The sequence below is a fragment of the Nonomuraea sp. NPDC026600 genome (genome assembly GCF_040638335.1).
GTDB lineage: Bacteria > Actinomycetota > Actinomycetes > Streptosporangiales > Streptosporangiaceae > Nonomuraea.
On record NZ_JBEZYD010000025.1, the window covers coordinates 128,625 to 148,706 of the forward strand.

Sequence of the window (20,082 nt, forward strand, 5' to 3'; positions counted from 1 at the left end):
GCCACGACGTGGAGCTGGACACCGATGCTCACCTTCCCTTTGCGTTCCCTTATTCCTACCTAAATAGTATGAATACTACACGGCCCGACGAGAGAGCGGCTCGTGGGTGGCGAATACGGCGGTCACGAGCTCCTGCCGGTCCGGCGGCATCGGTTCGACGCGCCCGCTGAGCTGGTTGACGTGCAGGTAGACGAATTCGCCCGTGGCGATCTCCTCGTCGCCGCCGTTGCGCAGGCTGTGGCGCATCCGCAGACGCTTGGGAGCGGCTTCGACGAGGAGCGTCAGCACGCGGACCGTCTCGCCGGCGCGGGCCTCCTTCAGGTAGCGCAGGTGCGACTCGACGGTGTAGGTCGTGCATCCGGTTGATTCCTGGTACTTCGCGCCGAGGCCGAGCGCGTCGAGGAGCGCCTCGCTCGCCCGGCCGCACACGAGCGCGTAGTACGCGTCGTTCATGTGGCCGTTGTAGTCGACCCAGTCAGTCAGGACCCGCGTGCTGTAGGCGGCGAACGGCGCCTGCCGAAGGTCAGGCACGGCCCCACCGCTCGGCGTGGCGTTCCAGGAGGAGCAGCAGGTCGGCCAGGAAGTCGTCCCGCTCCCGTTCGAGCTGCTCGATCGATCGGCCGGCGGCCTCGGCCGCACACCCCGACACCATCTGGTCGCGCAGCGACGGGGTGAGCGGGGGCGCCTGGAGCCGGGTCCACGGTTCCAGCAGCGCGGGCCCGAAATGGTCGAGCATGTGGGACATGCCGCCGGGGCCGCCCGCGAGATGGAAGGTGAGGCAGGGGCCCATCAGCGCCCAGCGGAGTCCGGGCCCGTACGCGATGGAGGCGTCGAGCTGGTCCACGGTCGCCTCCCCCGCCGCGACCATGTGGAGAGCCTCGCGCCACAGCGCCTCCTGCAGCCGGTTGCCGATGAAGCCGGGCAGCTCGCGGTCCATCTTCAGCGAGACCTTGCCCGCGGCCCGGTAGAACCGGTCCGCCCAGTCGACCGTGGCGGCCGAGGTCGCCTTGCCGCCGACGACCTCCACGAGGGGGATCAGGTACGGCGGGTTGAACGGGTGGCCGACGACGAAGCGGTCAGGGGTACGGCAGCCGGACTGCATGTCGGTCATGGCGAAGCCGGACGTGCTCGACGCGACGACGACTCCCGGCGGGGCCGCGGCGTCGATGTCGGCGAGGACGCGGACCTTCGCGTCGAGGTTCTCCGGCGTCGACTCCTGCACGAAGCCGGCACCGGAGACGGCCTCATCCAGAGACCCGGTGAAGCGCAGGCGGTCGCGGCTCGCGCCGGCGGCCAGGCCGAGCCGTTCCAGCGTCGGCCACGCGTTGTCGACCAGGGCGGTCAGCCGCTCCTCCGCCTGGGGGCCGGGGTCGAACGCGACGACGTCATACCCCATGCGCAGGAAGTGGGCCGCCCACCCGCCGCCGATGACACCGGTGCCCACGACCGCGACGACGGTCACGGACTCGGGAGTCGCCAAGCCCATCAGAAGGCCACCTGGTCCAGGCCCTTGAGGTCGAGGATCTGGCGGGTCTCCGCCGGGGTCGCCACTTCCAGGGACAGCTCCTCCAGGATCCGGCGGAGCTTGCGCACCTGCTCGGCGTTGGACGGCGCCAGCCGTCCCTTGCCGAGGTAGAGGCCGTCTTCGAGGCCCACCCGCACGTGCCCGCCCATGACGGCCGCCACCGTGACCATGTTGAACTGGTGGCGCCCTCCGCCCAGCACGGACCACTCGTACGTGTCGCCGAGCAGGCGGTCGGCGGTCCGCTTCATGTGGACGAGATGATCGACGTCGGCGCCGATGCCCCCCATCACACCCATGATCGTCTGGAGGAAGATGGGCGGCTTCACCAGGCCGAGCTCCAGATAGTAGGCCAGCGTGTAGAGGTGACCCACGTCATAGGCCTCGTACTCGAACCTGGCCCCGGTCTCCGGGCCGACCGTGCGGAGCATGTGCTCGATGTCGGCGTACGTGCTCACGAACGGCTCGCTACGGGTGCTTTCGAGGTAGGGCTCCTCCCAGTCGAAGCGCCACTGGCCGCGGTGCTTGTCGATCATCGGGAAGCCGCCGTAGTTCATGGTGCCCAGGTTGAGCGTGCACAGCTCGGGCCGTGCCACGTCGATGACCTCAAGGCGCTGCTCGACGGTCATCCCGGTGCCGCCGCCGGTGGTGATGCTCACGACGGCGTCGGTGGCCGCCTTGATGGGCTTCAGGTACTCCATGAAGACCGCCGGATCGGGCGTCGGCCGGCCGTCTCTGGGATCGCGGGCGTGCAGGTGGATGACCGAGGCGCCCGCCTCCACGGCGGCCACCGAGTCGGCGACGATGTCCTCGACGGTGAACGGCAGGTGCGGTGACATCGTCGGCGTGTGACCGGACCCCGTCACGGCACAGGTGAGGATGACCTTACGAGACATTGGCCTGTCCCTTCGCTCATATTACGAACGGTCATCTCACAATCTGCAATGGGAACCCGGTCTGTCAAGCCCTCGCCATCGCCCGCGCGATGTCGGCGGCGGCCTCGCACGCCAGAGCGCCGAGCGCGGCGAACCGGTCCTGCGGCACCCGGTCCTTCGGACCCCAGATGCTGATCACGGCGATGGGGCGCTCGTGCTCGTCGAGCACCGGGGCGGACACGCCGTACAGGTTCGGCTCCATCTCGCCGACGCACACGCCATAGCCGCGCTCCTTCGTGAGCGCCAGCTCCGAGCGCAGCCGCGCCTGGTCGATGACCGTCGTGTCGGTGTACGCCGTGAGCGGCCCCGCGAGCAGCGACTCGACGTCGGCCGCCGGCAGCCAGGCCAGCAACGCCTTGCCGGTGGACGTGGCGTGCAGCGGGACCTGGCGGCCCAGCCACTTGGCGCTGAGCACGACCGGCGGGGTGACCTCGTCGACGTAGGTCAGCCCGAGAGGGCGGGCGACCGCGAGGTTGGCGGTCTCGCCGGTCTGCCGGGAGACGCGCTCCACCACGCCGTGGGCGCGCCGGACCAGGCCGTCGACGCCGGCCGCCGTGGCCAGCCGGGCGACGGCGAACCCGATCGCGTACCGGCTGGTGTGCGGGTCGCGCTCGACCATCGAGTGCCGCTCCATCGTGGCGAGCAGCCGCCAGGCGGTCGCGCGGTTGAGGCCGCACCGGGCGGCGAGGTTCGCCACGGTCTCGCCTTCCGGCGAGCTGTCCGCCACGGCGTTCAGCAGCGCGATCGCCCGCTCCAGTGACTGCACCCTGCCGGACGGCGCTCCATCTTGCTCCTGGCCGGTGTCCGTCATCGTGGCCTCACATTCTGGACTCTTGACCTGTTCGCATGGTGCATCTATTGTCACGCCATTCGAGCATTGATTGCACGATGAGAGCAACGGGACATGATCGCGAGGTCCAAGTTGTTATGAGCACTCGGAATCAGGGCCAGACAAGGCGGGAGATTCTCCGCAACAGTGCCCTGCTCAGCGCAGGAATCGTATCCGGAGGACTTCTCGCCGCCTGCGGCGACAACACCGGCACCACCCAGCGACCGTCCACCTCCACCGCTCCCATGAGAGGCGGCGTCCTGCGCGTCGGCGCCACGGGGGGCAGCGCCAAGGACACGGTGGATCCGCACAACCCCGTCACCTACCCCGACCAGGCGCGGGTGCTGAACCTCTACGAGCCACTGTTCACCCGCAGCCCGGCGTACGAGATCCAGCCGCTGGTGGGCGAGAGCCTGGAGACGTCGAAGGACGGGCAGGTCTGGACGCTCCGGCTGCGAGAGGGCGTCCGGTTCCACAACGGCAAGACCGTGGACGCCGACGACGTCATTTTCTCCCTGAGACGGATCATCGACCCGAAGGATCCGGGCTCCGGGGCATCGGGCCTGGCGGTGATCGATCCGGCCGGGCTCAAGAAGATCGACGCGCGGACCGTCCAGATCGGGCTGAAGTACCCCTACGCCCTGCTCAAGGACCAGCTCGCGCAGTACGCGCTCGGTATCGTGCCGGTCGGCTTCGACGTCCGCAAACCGGTCGGCACCGGACCGTTCGCCTTCGAGTCCTTCCAGCCCGGCGAGCAGAGCTCGTTCAAGCGGTTCGACGACTACTGGGGGGAGAAGGCCTACGCCGACCGGCTGGTCATCATCGACTTCCCGGACGACAACGCCAAGGTCAACGCGCTGCTCAGCGGCCAGGTGGAGGCGATCGACAACCTGCCCCTGTCGCAGATCGACGTGGTGAAGGCGGCGGGCGGGCAGGTCCTGATCTCCGAGACCGGCTCGTGGACCCCCTTCACCATGCGGGTGGACGCGGCGCCGTTCAACGACGTGCGGGTACGGCAGGCGTTCCGCCTCGCCGTCGACCGTCCGCAGCTGGTCGCCCAGGCGCTCAACGGCCAGGGCCGGATCGCCAACGACCTGTACGCGCCGTTCGACCCGGCCTACGCCGCCGAGCTGCCGCAGCGCCATCAGGATCTCGACCAGGCGAAGTCCCTGCTGAAGGCGGCCGGTCACGCCGATCTCAGGATCGAGCTGGTCACCTCCACCGGCATCGGCGCCGGCGCCGTCGACGCCGCCGAGCTGTTCGCCGGGCAGGCGCGAGGGGCCGGGATCACCGTCGAGGTCCGCAAGGTCGACTCCTCGACCTTCTACGGCGACCAGTACCTCGGCTGGACCTTCGCCCAGGACTTCTGGTTCACCCGCGGTTACCTACCGCAGGTCGCCGACGGCTCGCTGCCGGGATCGCCGTACAACGAGACCCACTGGGCCGACAAGACGTTCATCTCGCTGATCAAACGAGCCGGCCGCGAACTCGACGCCGCCAAGCGCACGGACCTGCTCAAACAGGCGCAGAAGATCGAGTACGACAGCGGCGGCCACATCGTCTGGGGTTTCAGGAACCAGGTGGACGCGTACTCGAGCAAGGTCACCGGGTTCGTCCCGGACAAGAACCTCCCCCTGTCCAACTACCAGTTCCGTCGTGTCTCGATCGGCTGAGGCGGCCGGCCGGGCCCCCGCCTGGGGCTGGGTGGCCTGGCTGGCGCGCCGCCTCGCACTCGCCGCCATCACGCTCTGGCTGATCTCCGTCCTGGTGTTCGTGACGACCCAGGCTCTGGGCGACCCCGCCAGGGCCATCCTCGGCCGCTCGGCGACCCCGGATCGCCTCGCGGCGCTGCGCGAGCGGCTGCGTCTCGGCCAGCCGCCGGTGGAGCGGTACCTGTCCTGGCTGGGCGATCTGCTGCACGGGAACCTCGGCACGTCCCTGGCCGCGCAGGAGCCGGTGAGCACGCTCATCGGCACCCGGGTGGTCAACAGCGCGGTCCTCGTGGCCGTCTCGGCGGTGCTGATCATCCCACTCGCCTTCCTGCTCGCGCTCGTGGCGGCGCGACGTCACGACCGGGCGGCCGACCACGCCGTCCAGGTGGTCATGCTCGCCGTCGCGGCGTTGCCGGAGTTCGTGATCGGCATCCTGCTCGTCGCGCTGTTCTCGACCACGGTGTTCCGCTGGCTGCCCTCGGTGTCGATGTCGGTGCCGGGCGCGCCGCCGTGGGCCGACCCGGCGTCGATGATCCTGCCCGTGGCCACGCTGATGCTGGCCGTGGTGCCGTACATCAGCCGCATCCTGCGAGCCTCGCTCATCGAGGTCCTCGAAAGCGACTACGTGGAGATGGCCAGGCTCAAAGGCGTGCCCGAGCGGCTGGCGGTGCGCCGCCACGCGCTGTCCAACGCGATCGTGCCCGGTATCCAGGTGACCGCGCTCCAACTGGCCTGGCTGGCCGGTGGCGTGGTCGTCGTCGAATACCTCTTCCAATACCCGGGGATGGGCGTGAGCCTGGTCGACGCGGTGCGTAACCGGGATATCCCCGTCATCCAGGCGCTGGCCCTGCTGATCGCCGCGATCTACGTCGTGGTGAACCTGATCGCCGACGCCCTGACGATCCTGGTCACGCCGCGGCTGAGGACGGCGATCCGATGAGCGAGCGGAGTGAACGCATCGGCATCGGCGGCCGATCGGCGGCGATGCCGTCGCGGCCACGCGCGTTCCGGGCCTCGCTGAGGACCTCACGCATGTGGGCCGGGCTCTTCCTCACCGTGGTCGTGGCCGCCACCGCCCTGGCCGGTCCGCTGGTCGCGCCGCACGATCCGAGCGCGATCGTCGGCCGGCCGTACGCGCCGCCCGGCGGGGTGGCCCTGCTCGGCGCCGACTACCTCGGCCAGGACGTGTGGACGCGCTTCCTGTACGGCGGGCGGTCCATCCTGCTCACCTCGGCCCTGGCCACGCTGCTCGGCATGGTGCTCGGTGTCGTCATCGGCCTGGTCGCCGGATACGCCCGAGGCTGGGCCGACGAGGTGATCATGCGCCTGAACGACGTGGTGCTCGCCTTCCCCCAGATCGTGCTCGCCCTCGTGCTCCTCGCGACGGTGGGTCCCGAGCCGTGGCTCGTCGTCCTGGTCGTCGGGGTCTCGCACGCCCCCCGTGTCGCCCGGCTGGCCCGGGGCATGGCCACGACCCTGGCCACCCGCGAGTTCGTCCAGTCGGCCGAGGCGCTCGGCGAGCGGCGTACCCGCATCCTGTTCTCCGAGTTGCTGCCCAACATGTCCGGCCCGCTCCTGGCCGAGGCGGGCCTGCGGCTGACCTACTCGATCGGGCTGGTGGCCTCGATCGGTTTCCTCGGTTTCGTGGCGGACCCTCGGGCGGTGGACTGGGGCATGATGATCAACCAGAACCGGCTCGCCCTGCTGGTACAACCATGGGCGATCCTCGCACCGACGATCGCGATCGCGGTGCTGACCATCGGGACCAACCTCATCGCCGACGGCATCGCGGGGAGCAGCACGCGCGCCCCAGGAGCGCGATCATGACCGCGGCCCGCTGCTCGGTCGCCGCCCTCCGCGTCGAGCTGGACCACGGCGGCCCAGACGTGGTGGACGGGATCCACTTCGACGTCCAGCCCGGCGAGGTGCTGGCGCTGGTCGGCGAGTCGGGCAGCGGAAAGACCACTGTCGGTACGGCGCTGCTCGCGCACACCCGCAAAGGGGCGCGCATCGCCGCGGGCGCCGCCGAGATCGACGGCGTCGACATGCTGAGCCCGCCGCGCCGGGCCGCTCGCGACCGCCGTGGCTCCGTCGTCGCCTACGTCCCCCAGGATCCCGCGGCCTCGCTCAACCCGGTGTTGCGGATCGGGTTCCAGATCCGCGAGGTCCTCGACGTGCACCGAGTGGGCTGCCGTGCCGACCGGATGGCCCGCGTCCGTGAGGTGCTCGAAGACGTGGCGCTGCCCACGTCCGGCGAGTTCCTGCGCCGCTACCCGCACCAGTTGTCCGGTGGTCAGCTCCAGCGGGTGGCGATCGCCATGGCCTTCGCGCCGCGGCCCAAGGTGCTCGTGCTCGACGAACCGACCACCGGCCTGGACGTGACCACCCAGGCCCACGTCCTGGCCACGGTGCGGGACCTCTGCGAGCGCCATGGAGTCGCGGCGGTGTACGTCACCCATGACCTGGCGGTCGTCGCGGAGCTGGCCCATCGCGTCGCGGTGATGTACGCGGGCCAGATCGTCGAGATCGGCCCCAAGGCGGAGGTCTTCGCCGCCCCCTCCCACCCCTACACGCGGGCGCTGCTGGCCGCGATTCCCAGCGTCACCGAGGGGCGCACGCTCGCCGGGATCCCCGGCCGCGCCCCCGCTCCTGGAGGACGGCCGACGGCCTGCCGCTTCCACGACAGGTGCGCGATGGCCATCGCGGAGTGCACGCGGGCCGAGCCTCCCATGACAGAGACGGGCCACGGGCATCAGTCGCGCTGCCTGCGGGCGGAGCACGTACGGGCCCAACCCCTGCCGGTCAGCCCGGCGGCACCGGGACGGCCCGCGGCGGCGGAGACGGTCCTCGACGTCCGCGAACTCCGCGCGCACCACGGCCGGACGCCCGTGCTGCACGCGGTGGAACTGCGGGTCGGCCGGGACGAATGCGTCGCCGTCGTGGGGGAGTCCGGCAGCGGCAAGACCACGCTGTCGCGCTGCCTGGCCGGGCTGCACGGCGAATGGACGGGATCCATCACGTTCGAGGGCGAGCCGGTGCCCCCGGTCGCCCGCCGCCGCACCCGGGAGCTGCGCAAGGCGATCCAGTACGTCTTCCAGAATCCGTACCTGTCGCTGAACCCGCGCATGAGCGTGGGGGAGATCATCCGCAGACCTCTGCGCCTGTTCGGCCTCGCGCGGGGGAGGGAAGCGGAGCGGCGGGTGCTCGACCTGCTCGACCAGGTGGCGCTCGCTCCGTCGGCCTACCACGTCTTCCCCGACCGGCTGTCCGGCGGGGAGCGGCAACGCGTGGCGATCGCCCGTGCGCTGGCCTGCGAGCCGGACCTGCTCATCTGCGACGAGGTCACCTCGGCCCTCGACGTCTCCGTCCAGGCGTCGATCGTGACGCTGCTCGACGAGATCCGCCGGACCCGCGGGCTGTCGATGCTGTTCGTGACCCACAACCTGGCCCTCGCCCGGTCCATCGCGTCGCGGACGGTGGTGCTCCACGGCGGCCGGGTCGTGGAGGCGGGCCCTACCGGGCAACTGCTCGACCATCCCGTCGAGCCGTACACCCGTGCCCTCCTCCGCGACACGCCCCGGCTGAAGGTGTGATGAGCATGTCTCGCGTCGTGACGCCGTACGAGGGGAGCGGGCACCGGCCCTGGGACGCCTCGGCGGCCATCCCCGCCCCGCTGTGCCTGCACCGGACGCCGGTGCTGCCCGAATGGGTCGACTACAACGACCACATGAGCGAGTCGTGCTACCTGCTGGTGTTCGGCGACAGCTCCGACGCGTTCTTCCGCTACTTCGGCATCGACGAGCGCTACCGGCTCGACGGCCACTCCCTCTTCACCGCCGAGACCCACCTCTCCTACCTGCGGGAGGCGGCGAGGGGCGAACCGCTGCGCCTCACCGTCCAGCTGCTCGATCTCGACGCCAAACGCCTGCACGTCTTTCACGAGATGCGCCACGGCGACAGTGGCGCGCTGCTGGCGACCGCCGAGCAACTGCTGCTGCACGTGGACACCCGCGCGGGTCGCGTGACCCCGCTGCCGCCGTACCTGCGCGAACGCCTGACCGCGATCCACACCGCCCACGCCGCCCTGCCCCCGCCGCGGGCGGTGGGCCACGTGATGGGGATCAAGACTCCTTCCGTACGACCGTGAGGACGGAATCCGTGCACTTCGCACTCACCACCGAACAGCACATGATCGTCGACACCGTGCGCGGCTTCGTCGAGAGCGAGCTCTACCCGTACGAGGACGAGGTCGAGCGGCTGGACGACGTGCCCAAGGAGCTCGCGGACGAGATCAGGCGGAAGGCGGTCGCCTCGGGCCTGTACGCCGCCAACATGCCCGCGGAACTGGGCGGGGGCGGGCTGGACGCGTTCGACATGACGCTCGTCGAACGCGAGCTCGGGCGCGCTTCCTACGCGTTGCAGATGCTGGTCACGCGGCCGAGCAACATCCTCCAGGCGTGCCGGGACGAGCAGATCGACGCCTACCTGCTGCCGGCGATCCGCGGCGAGCGCCACGACTGCCTGGCCATGACCGAGCCCGGCGCGGGTTCCGACGTGCGGTCGATGCGGACCCGGGCGGAGCGCGACGGCGACGACTACGTCGTCAACGGCATCAAGCACTTCATCAGCCATGCCGACCAGGCCGACTTCGTCATCCTGTTCGCCAGGACCGGGCCCGGCATCACCGCGTTCCTCGTCGACACCGACACGCCGGGCCTCTCGGTGCGGCGCGGCTCGCCCTGCGTCTCGCACCGTGGCTACCACCAGTGCGAGCTGTCCTTCACCGACTGCCGGATCCCGGCCCGGCAACGCCTCGGCGAGGAGGGCGCCGGCTTCGAGCTGATGGCCGAGTGGCTGGGCAGCAGCCGTCTGGCCGTCGCCGCGACCAGCGTCGGACGCGCCCGCCGGGTGCTCGAGTCGGCGACACAATGGGCCGCGACGCGCGAGCAGTTCGGCCAGTCCATCGGACGCTTCCAGGGCACCGGTTTCAAGCTGGCCGACATGCTCACCGAGCTGGAGGCGGCGGAGCTGCTGACGCTGCGCGCGGCCTGGAAGCTCGGCCAGGGCAGCATGACCGACCAGGACGCCGCGATGGCCAAGCTGTTCGCCTCCGAGGCGCTGGGCCGGATCACCGATCACGCGGTCCAGATCTTCGGCGGCATGGGGCTGATGACGGAGCTGCCGATCGAGCGCTTCTGGCGGGACGCCCGCGTCGAACGGATCTGGGACGGCACCAGCGAGATCCAGCGGCACATCATCTCCCGCGCGCTGCTGCGCCCGTACGGCGGATGAGCCACGCGAGCCGGACGCACCGGCACAACCTGCGCCGGCTGCTCGCCCCGCGGCACATCGCGGTGTTCGGCGGGCGGCCCGCCGCCGAGGTGATCCGCCAGTGTCGGCAGGTCGGCTTCGCGGGCGAGCTCTGGCCCGTGCATCCCTACCACGACTCGATCGAGGGACTCACCTGCTTCCGCGCGGTCGACGAGCTGCCCGAGGCGCCCGACGCCGCCTTCGTCGCGGTGCCGCGCGAGCCGACGGTGGACATCGTCGCGGCACTCGCCCGGCGGGGCGCCGGCGGCGCGGTGTGTTACGCGTCGGGCTTCGCCGAGGCGGGCGGCGAAGGGTCCGCCAGGCAACGCGGCCTGATCGAGGCCGCCGGCGCGATGGCCATCCTCGGCCCGAACTGCTACGGCGTCCTCAACTACCTCGACCGCGCCGCGCTCTGGCCCGACCAGCACGGCGGCACGCCCGTCGAGCGTGGCGTCGCCATCGTCACGCAGAGCGGCAACCTCGCCGTGAACCTGACCATGCAGCGCCGATCGCTGCCGCTCGCGTACGTGATCTCGCTCGGCAACGCGGCCGGCGCCGGCCTGCCCGAGATCGTGGACGCGCTGCTGGACGACCGGCGGATCACCGCGATCGGGCTGCACATCGAGGGGCTGGACGACGTGGCGGGCTTCTCGCGCGTCGCGATCAGGGCGCTGACCCGGCGGGTTCCGCTGGTCGCGCTCAAGTCGGGCTCCTCCGAGCTAGGTGCGCTGGCCACGCTCGCCCACAGCAGCTCGCTCGCCGGCCCGGACGACCTGTACGACGCGCTGTTCGCGCGGCTGGGCGTGGCCCGGGTCCACGATCCAGTGGGTCTGCTGGAGACGCTGAAGCTGCTGAGCGTGCACGGCGCCCGGAAAGGCACCCGCATCGCCTCGGCGAGCTGCTCGGGCGGCGAGGCCTCACTGGTGGCCGACCTCGCCCAGCCGCGCGGCCTGACGCTGCCCGCCTTCCCGCCCGCCGTACGGCACCGCCTGCGCGCGGTGCTGGGCGAGGCGGTCGCCATCGCCAACCCCCTCGACTACCACACCTACATCTGGGGCGATCGGCGAGCCCAGACGGAGTGCTTCGCCGGCCTGCTGAGCGCGGGATTCGACGCCCACCTCCTGGTCGTCGACCTCCCCCGGGAGGACCGCTGCGTGCCGGAGGACTGGGAGACGACGCTGGCGGCGTTCATCGCGGCGACCCGGCGCGTGGGCGGGCCGGCGTGCGTGGTCAGCTCGCTGCCCGAAGGGCTGCCGGAGCACGTCGGTGCCCGGCTCCTGGCCGAAGGCATCGCGCCCATGCAGGGCCTGCCCGAATGCCTGGACGCGATCCGCGCCGCCGCGCTGATCGGCGCCGCCCAGGCGCGGGCCGGAGACGTCCGGCCCGTCACGCCCGCGCCACGGTCCCCGGGGACCACGCCGCTGCTCCTGGACGAGTGGAACGCCAAGCGCGCACTGGCCGCTCTCGGCCTGCCGGTTCCGGAAGGCGCGCTGGTGGGCGCGGAGGAGGCCGGGCCGTACGCCGACAAACTCGGATATCCCGTGGTGGTCAAGGCCGTGTCCACGTCCCTCCCGCACAAGACCGAGGCCGGGGCGGTGCACCTGAACTTGTGCGGCGTGGATGACGTGCGCGGTGCGGTGGGCCGGATGTCCGGCCTGTCCGACCGGTTCCTCGTCGAGCGGATGGTCCAGGACACCGTCGCCGAGCTGATCGTCGGTGCCCGGCACGATCCCCGGTTCGGCCTCGTGCTGACCGTCGGTGCGGGCGGGGTACTGGTGGAGCTGCTGCGGGACGTGGCTCAGCTGCTCCTGCCCGCCTCGCGGCAGGAGGTCCGCGCGGCGCTGGCCTCGCTGACGATCTGGCCGCTGCTCAACGGGTACCGAGGGCGGCCGCCGGGCGACGTGGCGGCGGTGCTGGACGCCGTCAGCGTGATCGCCCGCTACGCCGAGACGCACGCCGGGCGGCTGATCGAACTCGACGTGAACCCGCTGCTCGTACGGCCCGAGGGGCACGGCGTGCTGGCCGCCGACGCGCTGATCCGGTTGGCGGCGGACCATGGCTGATCCCGTACGGATGTCGGAGGACGGCGGCATCCTGACCGTCACCCTCGACCGGCCCAAGGCGAACGCCATCGACGTCGCGACCAGCAAGGCGTTGTACGCGGCGTTCGAACGGCTGCGGACGGACCCCGGCCTGCGCGTCGCGATCCTCACCGGGGCGGGCGCGCGGTTCTTCTCGGCGGGCTGGGATCTGAAGGCCGGCGAGGCGATCGACGCCGACCACGGTCCTGGCGGCTTCGCCGGTCTGACCGAGTTCTTCACCCTCGACAAGCCGGTGATAGCCGCGGTGAACGGCCTCGCGCTGGGCGGCGGCTTCGAGCTCGCCCTGGCGGCCGATCTGATCGTCGCCGCCGAGCCCGCCGAGTTCGCGCTGCCGGAGGTGCGGCTGGGCATGGTGCCCGACTCGGGCGGGGTCCTGCGCCTGCCGCGGCGCCTGCCGTACGTGCTCGCGACCGAGATGCTGGTCACCGGACGGCGCATGACCGCACCCGAGGCGGCCCGCTGGGGCCTGGTCAACCGGGTCGTGCCCGGCGACCGGCTCCTTGAGGCGGCCATGGAGCTGGCCCGCGGCGTCTGTTCCGCGGCGCCCCTCGCCATCGCGGCGATCAAGGAGATCGCGCGCACGACCGAGGGACTGGGTGTGGCCGAGGCTTACCAGACGCTCCGCAGCGCCGACCTGCCGCGCTACCGGGCGATGCTCGGCTCACAGGACGCCCACGAAGGTCCGCGCGCCTTCGCGGAAGGCAGACCCCCGCGCTGGACCGGCCGGTAACGCCCTAGAGGTGCGCATCGCATTCCCGGCGCATCATGCGGACGGCACCTCTGAAAGTGCATGAATCGGCAAGGGAAGCGACCTGGTCGTCCGCATTCCTCCATCGCCGTGCTCGCTATGTGCATCGAGTGCTTACTCCGTGTCATTGGAGGCGATACCTAACGCATTACGCCCAACTGCCGAGACGGGGGCCGTGGACATGAGCGAAGCCACGACGGACACCGCTGTGGACGAGGTGCACATTCTGTGGACCTCGGAGGGTATGAGCTGCGACGGCGACACGGTCTCGGTGACGGCGGCTTCCCAGCCGAGCCTCGAAGAGGTGCTGCTCGGCCTGGTGCCCGGACTGCCGAAGGTGCGTCTGCACAACAAGGTGCTGGCGGCGGAGACGGGCAGCGACTTCATGGCCGCCTTCCACCAGGCCGCGGCGGGCGGCCTGCGCCCGTTCGTCTTCGTCGTCGAGGGGTCGATCCCCAACGAGAAGATCAACGGCGACGGTTTCTGGACGTCGATGGGGAACGATCCGGTGACCGGGCAGCCGATCACCGTCAACCAGTGGATCGACCGGCTCGCGCCGCAGGCGTGGGCGGTGGTCGCGATAGGCACCTGCGCGACGTACGGCGGCATCCACGCCATGGCGGGGAACCCGACGGGCAGCATGGGACTCGGCGACTACCTGGGCCACGACTTCCGCTCGGCCGGCGGGCTGCCCATCATCAACGTGCCGGGCTGCCCGGTGCAGCCCGACAACTTCATGGAGACCCTGACCTGGCTGCTGTACCAGGCCGCGGGACTGGCGCCCATGATCCCTCTCGACAAGCAGTTGCGGCCGACCTGGCTGTTCGGCAAGACGGTGCACGAGGGGTGCGACCGGGCCGGCTACTACGAGCAGGGCGACTTCGCCCAGGACTACAACTCGCCCAAGTGTCAGGTCAAGATCGGCTGCTGGGGCCCGGTGGTCAACTGCAACGTCCCCAAGCGCGGCTGGATGGGCGGGATCGGCGGCTGCCCCAATGTGGGCGGCATCTGCATCGGCTGCACGATGCCCGGGTTCCCCGACAAGTTCATGCCGTTCATGGACCAGCCACCCGGTGCGCTGGTGTCTTCCACCGCCACCGGCGCGTACGGATCGCTCATCCGCAAGCTGCGCGGCATCACCAACAAGACGGTCAACAAGGAGCCGAAGTGGCGTCACAACGAGCCTGAGTTGACGAGTGGCTACCACCGGAACGGCGCTAGGCGAGAGGGAACGACGCGGTGACCATCCGATCCAAGGAGGCTCAGGAGACTCGGCAACTGGTCGAGATGTCCTGGGATCCCATCACCCGCATCATCGGCAACCTGGGGATCTACACGAAGATCGACTTCAACAACAACGAGGTCGTCGAGTGTAAGAGCACCTCCTCGTTGTTCCGGGGCTACAGCGTGTTCATGCGCGGCAAGGACCCGCGGGACGCGCACTTCATCACCAGCCGCATCTGCGGCATCTGCGGCGACAACCACGCGACCTGCTCGGTCTACGCGCAGAACATGGCGTACGGCATCAAGACTCCGCCACTGGGCGAGTGGATCATCAATCTCGGCGAGGCGGCCGAGTACATGTTCGACCACACGCTGTTCCAGGACAATCTGGTGTTCGTCGACTACTGCGAACAGATCGTCAAGGAGACCAACCCCAGCCTGCTGCGCAGGGCGGAGACCACGGAGGCGCCGCACGCCGACGTCCACGGGTATCGGACGATCGCCGACATCATGCGGGCGTTCAACCCGTTCACCGGCGCGATGTACCGCGAGGCGCTGCAGGTGAGCCGGGTCACCAGGGAGATGTTCTGCCTGATGGAGGGGCGGCACGTCCATCCCTCGACGATCTATCCGGGCGGCGTGGGCACGGTGGCGACGCCCCAGCTGTTCACCGACTACCTGTCCCGGCTGCTCAGGGTCCTCGACTTCATCAAGAAGGTCGTCCCGGTCAACGACGACCTGTTCGACTTCTTCTACGAGGCGCTGCCCGGATACGAGGAGGTCGGCCGGCGGCGGATCATGCTGGGCTGCTGGGGCTCCTTCCAGGACCCGGCCGTCGTCGACTACGACTACCGGACCATGAGCGAGTGGGGCCGGGGCATGTTCGTCACCCCGGGCATCGTCCTGGACGGCGAGTTGCGCACCACGAACCTGGTGGACATCAACCTCGGCATCCGGATCCTGCTGGGCAGCTCGTACTACGACGACTGGCAGAACGAGGAGCTCTTCGTCAGCCACGACCCGCTCGGCAACCCCGTGGACCGGCGCCATCCGTGGAACCAGACGACGCTGCCGAAGCCGCAGAAGCGGGACCTGGACGGCAACTACAGCTGGGTCATGAGCCCCCGCTGGTACGACGACCGCACCGGCGATCACCTCGCGCTCGACACCGGCGGCGGGGCGCTCGCCCGGCTCTGGACGACGGCGCTGGCCGGCATCGTCGACACCGGATTCGTCCGGGCGACCGGTCACAGCGTGGAGATCAACCTGCCCAAGAGCACGCTCCTGCCGGAGATGAGGTTCGAGTGGAAGGTGCCCCAGTGGTCCAACACGATCGAGCGCAACCGGGCCCGCATCTACTTCATCGCCTACTCCGCCGCGATGGCCTTCCATTTCCTGGACAAGGCGATGGCCGAGGTACGGGCCGGCCGGACGAAGGTCTTCACCGACTTCGACGTGCCCGATGACGCGATCGGCTGCGGTTTCCACGAGGCGGTGCGCGGGGTTTTGTCCCACCACATGGTGATCCGCGACGGCAAGATCGCCAACTACCACCCCTACCCGCCCACGCCGTGGAACGCGAGCCCGCGCGACAGCTACGGCACTCCCGGTCCGTACGAGGACGCCGTACAGGGGATGCACATCTTCGAGGAGAACGGCCCGGAGAACTTCAAGGGCATCGACATCATGCGCACGGTACGCAGCTTCGACCCCTGCCTCCCGTGCGGTGTCCACATGTACCTCGGCGACGGGAAGGTGCTCAAACAGGTGCACTCCCCGACGCTGGGCACGAGCGTCTCCGGATAGGGGCGGGCGATGTCACTGACCGACCGCGAGGCCGCCGAGCGGGTGGCCCGGGTCGACGCCCTGCTGGACAGCGTCGAGTCGCTGCCCGACCCCGGGTTCACCGTCGAGGTGCTCCAGGCGCTGCTCGACCTGTACGGCGAGGCTCTCGCCCGGATCGTCGCGATCGGCGGGGAGACGCTCGGGCCCGCGCTCGCCGAGGACGAACTGGTCGCCTACCTGCTGGTGCTGCACGGCCTGCATCCGCTGGACGTGTCCGCCCGGGTCGAGCGGGCGGTGAGCCGCGTACGGCCCCGGCTCGGCGGCTCGGCCGTCGAGGCGGTGACCGTGGCGGACGGCGTGGCGAGGGTGCGGCTCCAGCGCGGTCGCGGTGGCTGCGGTGCCGCGACCGATCCGTCGGCCCTGCTGGAGGAGGCGATCCGGAACGCCGCCCCGGAGGTCGACCGGGTGGAGATCGAGGAGGTCGGCCCGCCCCCGGTCCTGATCCCCATCGACACCCTGCGCCGCCCCGGCACACGGGCGTCATGAGGGAGCACGACATGGCGCCAGGGGGTCTGCGCGGCCTCATCAACCGACCGGCCGAGCGGTCCCCGGCGGGCCAGGACGGCGACCCGTGCCGGTGCGAGCTGTGTGCCGCGCCCATCCCTGCCGAGCACCGGCACCTGCTCGAGCCGGCGGTCCGCGAACCGCGCTGTGCCTGCCGGCCGTGTGCCCTGCTCTTCGAGCACCCACCGGCGGCGGGCGACCGCTACCGCCTGGTGCCCGACCGCCGGTGGTACCTGCCGGATTTCGCCCTCGACGAGGCCACCTGGGAGTCCCTGGAGATCCCCGTACAGATGGCGTTCGCCTGCCGCGACTCGTCCGAAGGGCGGACCGTGATCCGGTACCCCGGCCCGGCCGGAGCGGTCGAGGCCGCGACCGCTCCGGCCGCCTGGGCCTCGGTGGAAACGGCCAACCCCGTGCTGCGGCACCTGGCCCCCGACGTGGAGGCGCTCCTGGTCAACCGGACCGGCGGCGCGCGAGACCACTGGCTGGTGCCGATCGACGACTGCTTCGCCCTCGTCGCCGTGCTCAGGTCCCGGTGGAAGGGCCTGGCCGGCGGCCAGGACGTCTGGAACGGGGTCGGCGCCTTCTTCACCGAACTGCGGAGCCGGGCCAAGCCCGTGCCCGCGGACCTGTCGAAAGGAGTTCCACGATGACCGGCGACATCAAGGTGGGCCGCCCCCAAGTGCGGCCCGACGCGTCCGCGCACCTGAAGGGCGTCCATGAGGGGAACGCGCTCGGCAACTACGAGAAGCAACCGGGTCACCTCCCCGGCGGCTTCTCGACGGCGGCGCGATCCACCGGCATCAACCCACGGGACCGCGACCCGATCGACCCGGCGATGCCCAACCTGTCCCCGGCATGAGGCCAGGATCGGGCAGGGAGTCCGATCAGGGCTTCGTGAACAGGGACGACGCGCGGCCGCCGGAGCTGAGGTTCGCGGTCGAGAAGGCCGAGGCGGTGGACTTCGCCGCCGTGCCCACGGTGCGGTTCACGCTGCGGATCGACGGCGCCGGCGCGCCGCCGGTCCGGTGCCTCGCGCTGGACACCCAGATCCGCGTCGCCGCCGCGCGGCGCCGCCACGACCCGCCGACCCGGCGGCGGCTCACCGAGCTGTTCGGCGCGCCCGAGGAGTGGGGCAGGACGTCGAGGAGCCTGCTGTGGGCGCGGGTGGTGACACAGGTACCCGGGTTCGACGAGGGAACGATCACGAGCATCGACGTGAGCTGCACCTACGACTTCGAGGTGGCGGTCGCCAAGTACTTCCACAGCCTGCCGGACGGCGAGGTCCCGCTGGACTTCCTGTTCAGCGGGACGATCTTCTACGCCGACGCCGGCCTGCTCCAGGTGGCCCGGATCCCGTGGGACACCGACGCCGCGTTCCGGATGCCGGTCCAGGTCTGGAAGGACGTCATGGACCACTACTTCCCGCGCAGCGCCTGGCTCCGGCTGGACCGCGAGGCGTTCGACCGGCTGTACGACTACAAGATCCAGCACACGCTGACGACCTGGGAAGACGTGGTGGGGAAACTGCTGGCGAGCGAACCGGGTGGTGGCTGACCGATGGACGCGGTGACACAGATCGCGCGCGCGGTGCTGTACGAGGGCTACCTGCTGTGGCCCTACCGCCGCTCGGCGCTCAAGAACGCGCAGCGCTGGACCCTGGGCGGCGTCTACCCGGAGCGGTGCGGTGAGACGGGCGACCGCTCGCTGATGCGCACGCAGGTCCTGATCGAGGCGGACCCGGCCGACACCGTCGACGTCCGGGTGTGCTTCCTGCACGCCGTCGCCCGCGAGGTGGCCGGCGCGGACCTCGTGCCGGTCCCGGAGCTGGTGGCCGGGGGCGAGCGCCACGTGGCCAGGGAGGAGGCGGCCGAGCGGGAGGTCGCCGTGTTCGGGCTCGACCTCGCGGGGCTCGTCCGTCAGCCGGCCCTGGTGGACATCGACATAGCCGAGGGCGCGGACGTCGAATGGCTGACCGGCCCCGACGGGCAGCGGGCCGGCGCGCTTTCGCGTAGCTGGCAGGGGCTGCGCGGACGGATCGAGATCAGGGCCGAACGCCCGCGGCCCGGCGTCTTCCGGATAACCGTCGAGGTCGGCAACACGACCGGCTGGGCGGGCGGGAGCCGTACCGAGGCACTGAGACACACCTTCCTGTCCGCGCACATGATCCTGCACGCGCCGCGCGGCCGGTTCGTCTCCCTGACGGACCCGCCCGAGGAGCTGCGGCCGCTGGCGGAAGGCTGCGACAACGCCGGTGCCTGGCCGGTCATGGTGGGCGAGGAGGGCGAGCGGCACACGATGCTCGCGGCGCCGATCATCCTCTACGACTATCCCCGGATCTCCCCGGAGAGTCCCGGAGACCTCTTCGACGCCACCGAGATCGACCAGTTGCTGACCCTGAGCGTGCTCGCCCTGACCGAGGAGGAGCAGCGGGAGATCCGCGACGGCGACCCCCGGGCGCGGGAGATCCTCGACCGCTGCGCCTCGCTCTCACCCGATCGGCTCATGCGCCTGCACGGCACCCTGCGGAAGGAAGGACATGACGGCGACCGATGACTTCTGGGCCCGGATGGAACGACGGGGACCGGACACCGTGATCGTGGACGGCGCGACGCTCGGCGCGGGCAGCAGGGTGCGGCTGCGCCCGCGATCGAGGGCGGACATCTTCGACCTCGCCCTGGACGGTCGGGTCGCCGTCATCGAGAGCGTCGAGCAGGACGAGGCGGGCGGCATCCATCTGGCCGTCACCCTTGAGGACGATCCGGGCCGCGACCTGGGAGAGGCGAAGCTGCCCGGGCACCGGTTCTTCTATTCCGCCGAGGAGGTGGAGCCGATCGTGGCGGACAGCCGGACCGCCCGCGTCCTGGTCGCCGGCATCGGCAACATCTTCCTCGGCGACGACGGCTTCGGCGTCGAGGTGGCGCGGCGGCTGTCGGCCGAGCCGCTGCCCGCCGGGGTGGACGTGGTGGACTTCGGGATCCGCGGCATGGACCTGGTCTACGCCCTGCAACGCGACTACGACACGGTGATCTTCGTGGACGCCGCGCCCCGCGGCCACGCTCCCGGCACGCTGACCGTGCTCGAACCGGCGGAGCCGGAGGCGGGCGTGCCCATGGAGACCCACGGCATGGATCCGGTACGCGTGCTCCGGCTGGCCGCCGAGCTGGGCCGGATACCGCCACGGGTGCTCGTCGTGGCCTGCGAACCGGCGACGGTGATGACCGGGGCGCCGGACGAGGACGTACGGGTCGAACTGAGCGAGCCGGTACGCGCGGCCCTCGGCCCGGCCCTGGAGACGGTCCGGTCCCTTGTCGAGACTTGATCGAAGTAATCGACGGACCGGGGTTCCGG

Annotated in this window: 20 protein-coding genes; 16 read left to right on the forward strand and 4 right to left on the reverse strand. The window is 70.7% G+C overall.

Features of this window, described 5'->3' with window-relative positions:
- Nucleotides 1-75 precede the first annotated feature (75 nt).
- From AB0F17_RS42235 to AB0F17_RS42250, 4 genes are all read right to left on the reverse strand, one after another.
- Nucleotides 76-531, reverse strand: a complete 456-nt coding sequence (locus AB0F17_RS42235) for a thioesterase family protein (RefSeq protein ID WP_358035200.1) — start codon at nt 529-531, stop codon at nt 76-78.
- Nucleotides 524-1,486 (reverse strand): 3-hydroxyacyl-CoA dehydrogenase NAD-binding domain-containing protein, encoded by a 963-nt coding sequence (locus tag AB0F17_RS42240; RefSeq protein ID WP_358035203.1) that lies wholly within the window; start codon nt 1,484-1,486, stop codon nt 524-526. The genes AB0F17_RS42235 and AB0F17_RS42240 overlap by 8 nt, the downstream gene beginning before the upstream one ends.
- Nucleotides 1,486-2,418 (reverse strand): 3-keto-5-aminohexanoate cleavage protein, encoded by a 933-nt coding sequence (locus AB0F17_RS42245; protein WP_358035206.1) that lies wholly within the window; start codon nt 2,416-2,418, stop codon nt 1,486-1,488. The genes AB0F17_RS42240 and AB0F17_RS42245 overlap by 1 nt, the downstream gene beginning before the upstream one ends.
- Nucleotides 2,419-2,482: 64 nt before the next feature.
- The gene (locus AB0F17_RS42250; protein ID WP_358035209.1) at nt 2,483-3,268 is read right to left on the reverse strand and encodes an IclR family transcriptional regulator; all 786 of its coding nucleotides are present in this window, start codon (nt 3,266-3,268) and stop codon (nt 2,483-2,485) included.
- Between the two features lie 116 nt (nt 3,269-3,384).
- Between AB0F17_RS42250 and AB0F17_RS42255 the strand changes: the two genes are divergently transcribed.
- The 16 genes from AB0F17_RS42255 to AB0F17_RS42330 all read left to right on the forward strand — a co-directional run bounded on the left by AB0F17_RS42255 (nt 3,385) and on the right by AB0F17_RS42330 (nt 20,053).
- Entirely contained in the window at nt 3,385-4,959 is a 1,575-nt protein-coding gene (locus AB0F17_RS42255) for an ABC transporter substrate-binding protein (RefSeq protein ID WP_358035212.1), read from the forward strand.
- Entirely contained in the window at nt 4,943-5,938 is a 996-nt protein-coding gene (locus AB0F17_RS42260) for an ABC transporter permease (RefSeq protein WP_358035215.1), read from the forward strand. The genes AB0F17_RS42255 and AB0F17_RS42260 overlap by 17 nt, the downstream gene beginning before the upstream one ends.
- Nucleotides 5,935-6,825: an ABC transporter permease gene (locus tag AB0F17_RS42265; RefSeq protein ID WP_358035217.1), complete on the forward strand. Its 891-nt coding sequence runs from the start codon at nt 5,935-5,937 to the stop codon at nt 6,823-6,825. Before AB0F17_RS42260 ends, AB0F17_RS42265 begins: the two co-directional genes overlap by 4 nt.
- Complete coding sequence (locus AB0F17_RS42270) at nt 6,822-8,591, forward strand: ABC transporter ATP-binding protein (RefSeq protein WP_358035220.1); 1,770 nt, start codon at nt 6,822-6,824, stop codon at nt 8,589-8,591. The genes AB0F17_RS42265 and AB0F17_RS42270 overlap by 4 nt, the downstream gene beginning before the upstream one ends.
- A 5-nt stretch (nt 8,592-8,596) precedes the next feature.
- Nucleotides 8,597-9,145 (forward strand): thioesterase family protein, encoded by a 549-nt coding sequence (locus AB0F17_RS42275; RefSeq protein ID WP_358035222.1) that lies wholly within the window; start codon nt 8,597-8,599, stop codon nt 9,143-9,145.
- Between the two features lie 11 nt (nt 9,146-9,156).
- A complete protein-coding gene (locus AB0F17_RS42280; RefSeq protein ID WP_358035224.1) occupies nt 9,157-10,290 on the forward strand; it encodes an acyl-CoA dehydrogenase family protein in 1,134 nt (377 codons plus the stop codon).
- Nucleotides 10,287-12,371: an acetate--CoA ligase family protein gene (locus AB0F17_RS42285; protein ID WP_358035227.1), complete on the forward strand. Its 2,085-nt coding sequence runs from the start codon at nt 10,287-10,289 to the stop codon at nt 12,369-12,371. Before AB0F17_RS42280 ends, AB0F17_RS42285 begins: the two co-directional genes overlap by 4 nt.
- On the forward strand, nt 12,364-13,140 hold the full coding sequence (locus AB0F17_RS42290; protein WP_358035229.1) for an enoyl-CoA hydratase-related protein: 777 nt from the start codon (nt 12,364-12,366) through the stop codon (nt 13,138-13,140). The genes AB0F17_RS42285 and AB0F17_RS42290 overlap by 8 nt, the downstream gene beginning before the upstream one ends.
- A gap of 199 nt (nt 13,141-13,339) precedes the next feature.
- Nucleotides 13,340-14,401, forward strand: coding sequence for a hydrogenase expression protein HypE (locus AB0F17_RS42295; protein WP_358035232.1), 1,062 nt, complete (start codon nt 13,340-13,342; stop codon nt 14,399-14,401).
- Nucleotides 14,398-16,188: a nickel-dependent hydrogenase large subunit gene (locus AB0F17_RS42300; protein ID WP_358035234.1), complete on the forward strand. Its 1,791-nt coding sequence runs from the start codon at nt 14,398-14,400 to the stop codon at nt 16,186-16,188. The genes AB0F17_RS42295 and AB0F17_RS42300 overlap by 4 nt, the downstream gene beginning before the upstream one ends.
- 9 nt (nt 16,189-16,197) lie before the next feature.
- Nucleotides 16,198-16,713 carry a hypothetical protein gene (locus tag AB0F17_RS42305; RefSeq protein ID WP_358035236.1) on the forward strand — a complete coding sequence of 172 codons (516 nt, stop codon included), beginning with the start codon at nt 16,198-16,200 and terminating at the stop codon, nt 16,711-16,713.
- Nucleotides 16,714-16,724: 11 nt separating this feature from the next.
- On the forward strand, nt 16,725-17,384 hold the full coding sequence (locus AB0F17_RS42310) for a DUF5947 family protein (RefSeq protein WP_358035238.1): 660 nt from the start codon (nt 16,725-16,727) through the stop codon (nt 17,382-17,384).
- The gene (locus AB0F17_RS42315; protein ID WP_358035241.1) at nt 17,381-17,593 is read left to right on the forward strand and encodes a hypothetical protein; all 213 of its coding nucleotides are present in this window, start codon (nt 17,381-17,383) and stop codon (nt 17,591-17,593) included. Before AB0F17_RS42310 ends, AB0F17_RS42315 begins: the two co-directional genes overlap by 4 nt.
- Before the next feature lie 35 nt (nt 17,594-17,628).
- Nucleotides 17,629-18,288 carry a DUF6084 family protein gene (locus AB0F17_RS42320; RefSeq protein ID WP_358035244.1) on the forward strand — a complete coding sequence of 220 codons (660 nt, stop codon included), beginning with the start codon at nt 17,629-17,631 and terminating at the stop codon, nt 18,286-18,288.
- Nucleotides 18,289-18,291: 3 nt separating this feature from the next.
- Entirely contained in the window at nt 18,292-19,287 is a 996-nt protein-coding gene (locus tag AB0F17_RS42325) for a hypothetical protein (protein ID WP_358035247.1), read from the forward strand.
- Entirely contained in the window at nt 19,271-20,053 is a 783-nt protein-coding gene (locus AB0F17_RS42330) for a hydrogenase maturation protease (protein ID WP_358035250.1), read from the forward strand. Before AB0F17_RS42325 ends, AB0F17_RS42330 begins: the two co-directional genes overlap by 17 nt.
- Nucleotides 20,054-20,082: the final 29 nt, after the last annotated feature.

Excerpts from the sequence above, each read along its gene's own strand:
- AB0F17_RS42310 (WP_358035238.1), top strand. The coding sequence starts at position 16,725 with ATGGCGCCAGGGGGTCTGCGCGGCCTCATCAACCGACCGGCCGAGCGG.
- AB0F17_RS42305 (WP_358035236.1), top strand. The coding sequence starts at position 16,198 with ATGTCACTGACCGACCGCGAGGCCGCCGAGCGGGTGGCCCGGGTCGAC.
- AB0F17_RS42325 (WP_358035247.1), top strand. The coding sequence starts at position 18,292 with ATGGACGCGGTGACACAGATCGCGCGCGCGGTGCTGTACGAGGGCTAC.
- AB0F17_RS42245 (WP_358035206.1), bottom strand. The coding sequence starts at position 2,418 with ATGTCTCGTAAGGTCATCCTCACCTGTGCCGTGACGGGGTCCGGTCAC.
- AB0F17_RS42255 (WP_358035212.1), top strand. The coding sequence starts at position 3,385 with ATGAGCACTCGGAATCAGGGCCAGACAAGGCGGGAGATTCTCCGCAAC.
- AB0F17_RS42330 (WP_358035250.1), top strand. The coding sequence starts at position 19,271 with ATGACGGCGACCGATGACTTCTGGGCCCGGATGGAACGACGGGGACCG.
- AB0F17_RS42275 (WP_358035222.1), top strand. The coding sequence starts at position 8,597 with ATGTCTCGCGTCGTGACGCCGTACGAGGGGAGCGGGCACCGGCCCTGG.
- AB0F17_RS42270 (WP_358035220.1), top strand. The coding sequence starts at position 6,822 with ATGACCGCGGCCCGCTGCTCGGTCGCCGCCCTCCGCGTCGAGCTGGAC.
- AB0F17_RS42290 (WP_358035229.1), top strand. The coding sequence starts at position 12,364 with ATGGCTGATCCCGTACGGATGTCGGAGGACGGCGGCATCCTGACCGTC.
- AB0F17_RS42315 (WP_358035241.1), top strand. The coding sequence starts at position 17,381 with ATGACCGGCGACATCAAGGTGGGCCGCCCCCAAGTGCGGCCCGACGCG.
- AB0F17_RS42265 (WP_358035217.1), top strand. The coding sequence starts at position 5,935 with ATGAGCGAGCGGAGTGAACGCATCGGCATCGGCGGCCGATCGGCGGCG.
- AB0F17_RS42240 (WP_358035203.1), bottom strand. The coding sequence starts at position 1,486 with ATGGGCTTGGCGACTCCCGAGTCCGTGACCGTCGTCGCGGTCGTGGGC.
- AB0F17_RS42285 (WP_358035227.1), top strand. The coding sequence starts at position 10,287 with ATGAGCCACGCGAGCCGGACGCACCGGCACAACCTGCGCCGGCTGCTC.
- AB0F17_RS42295 (WP_358035232.1), top strand. The coding sequence starts at position 13,340 with ATGAGCGAAGCCACGACGGACACCGCTGTGGACGAGGTGCACATTCTG.
- AB0F17_RS42250 (WP_358035209.1), bottom strand. The coding sequence starts at position 3,268 with ATGACGGACACCGGCCAGGAGCAAGATGGAGCGCCGTCCGGCAGGGTG.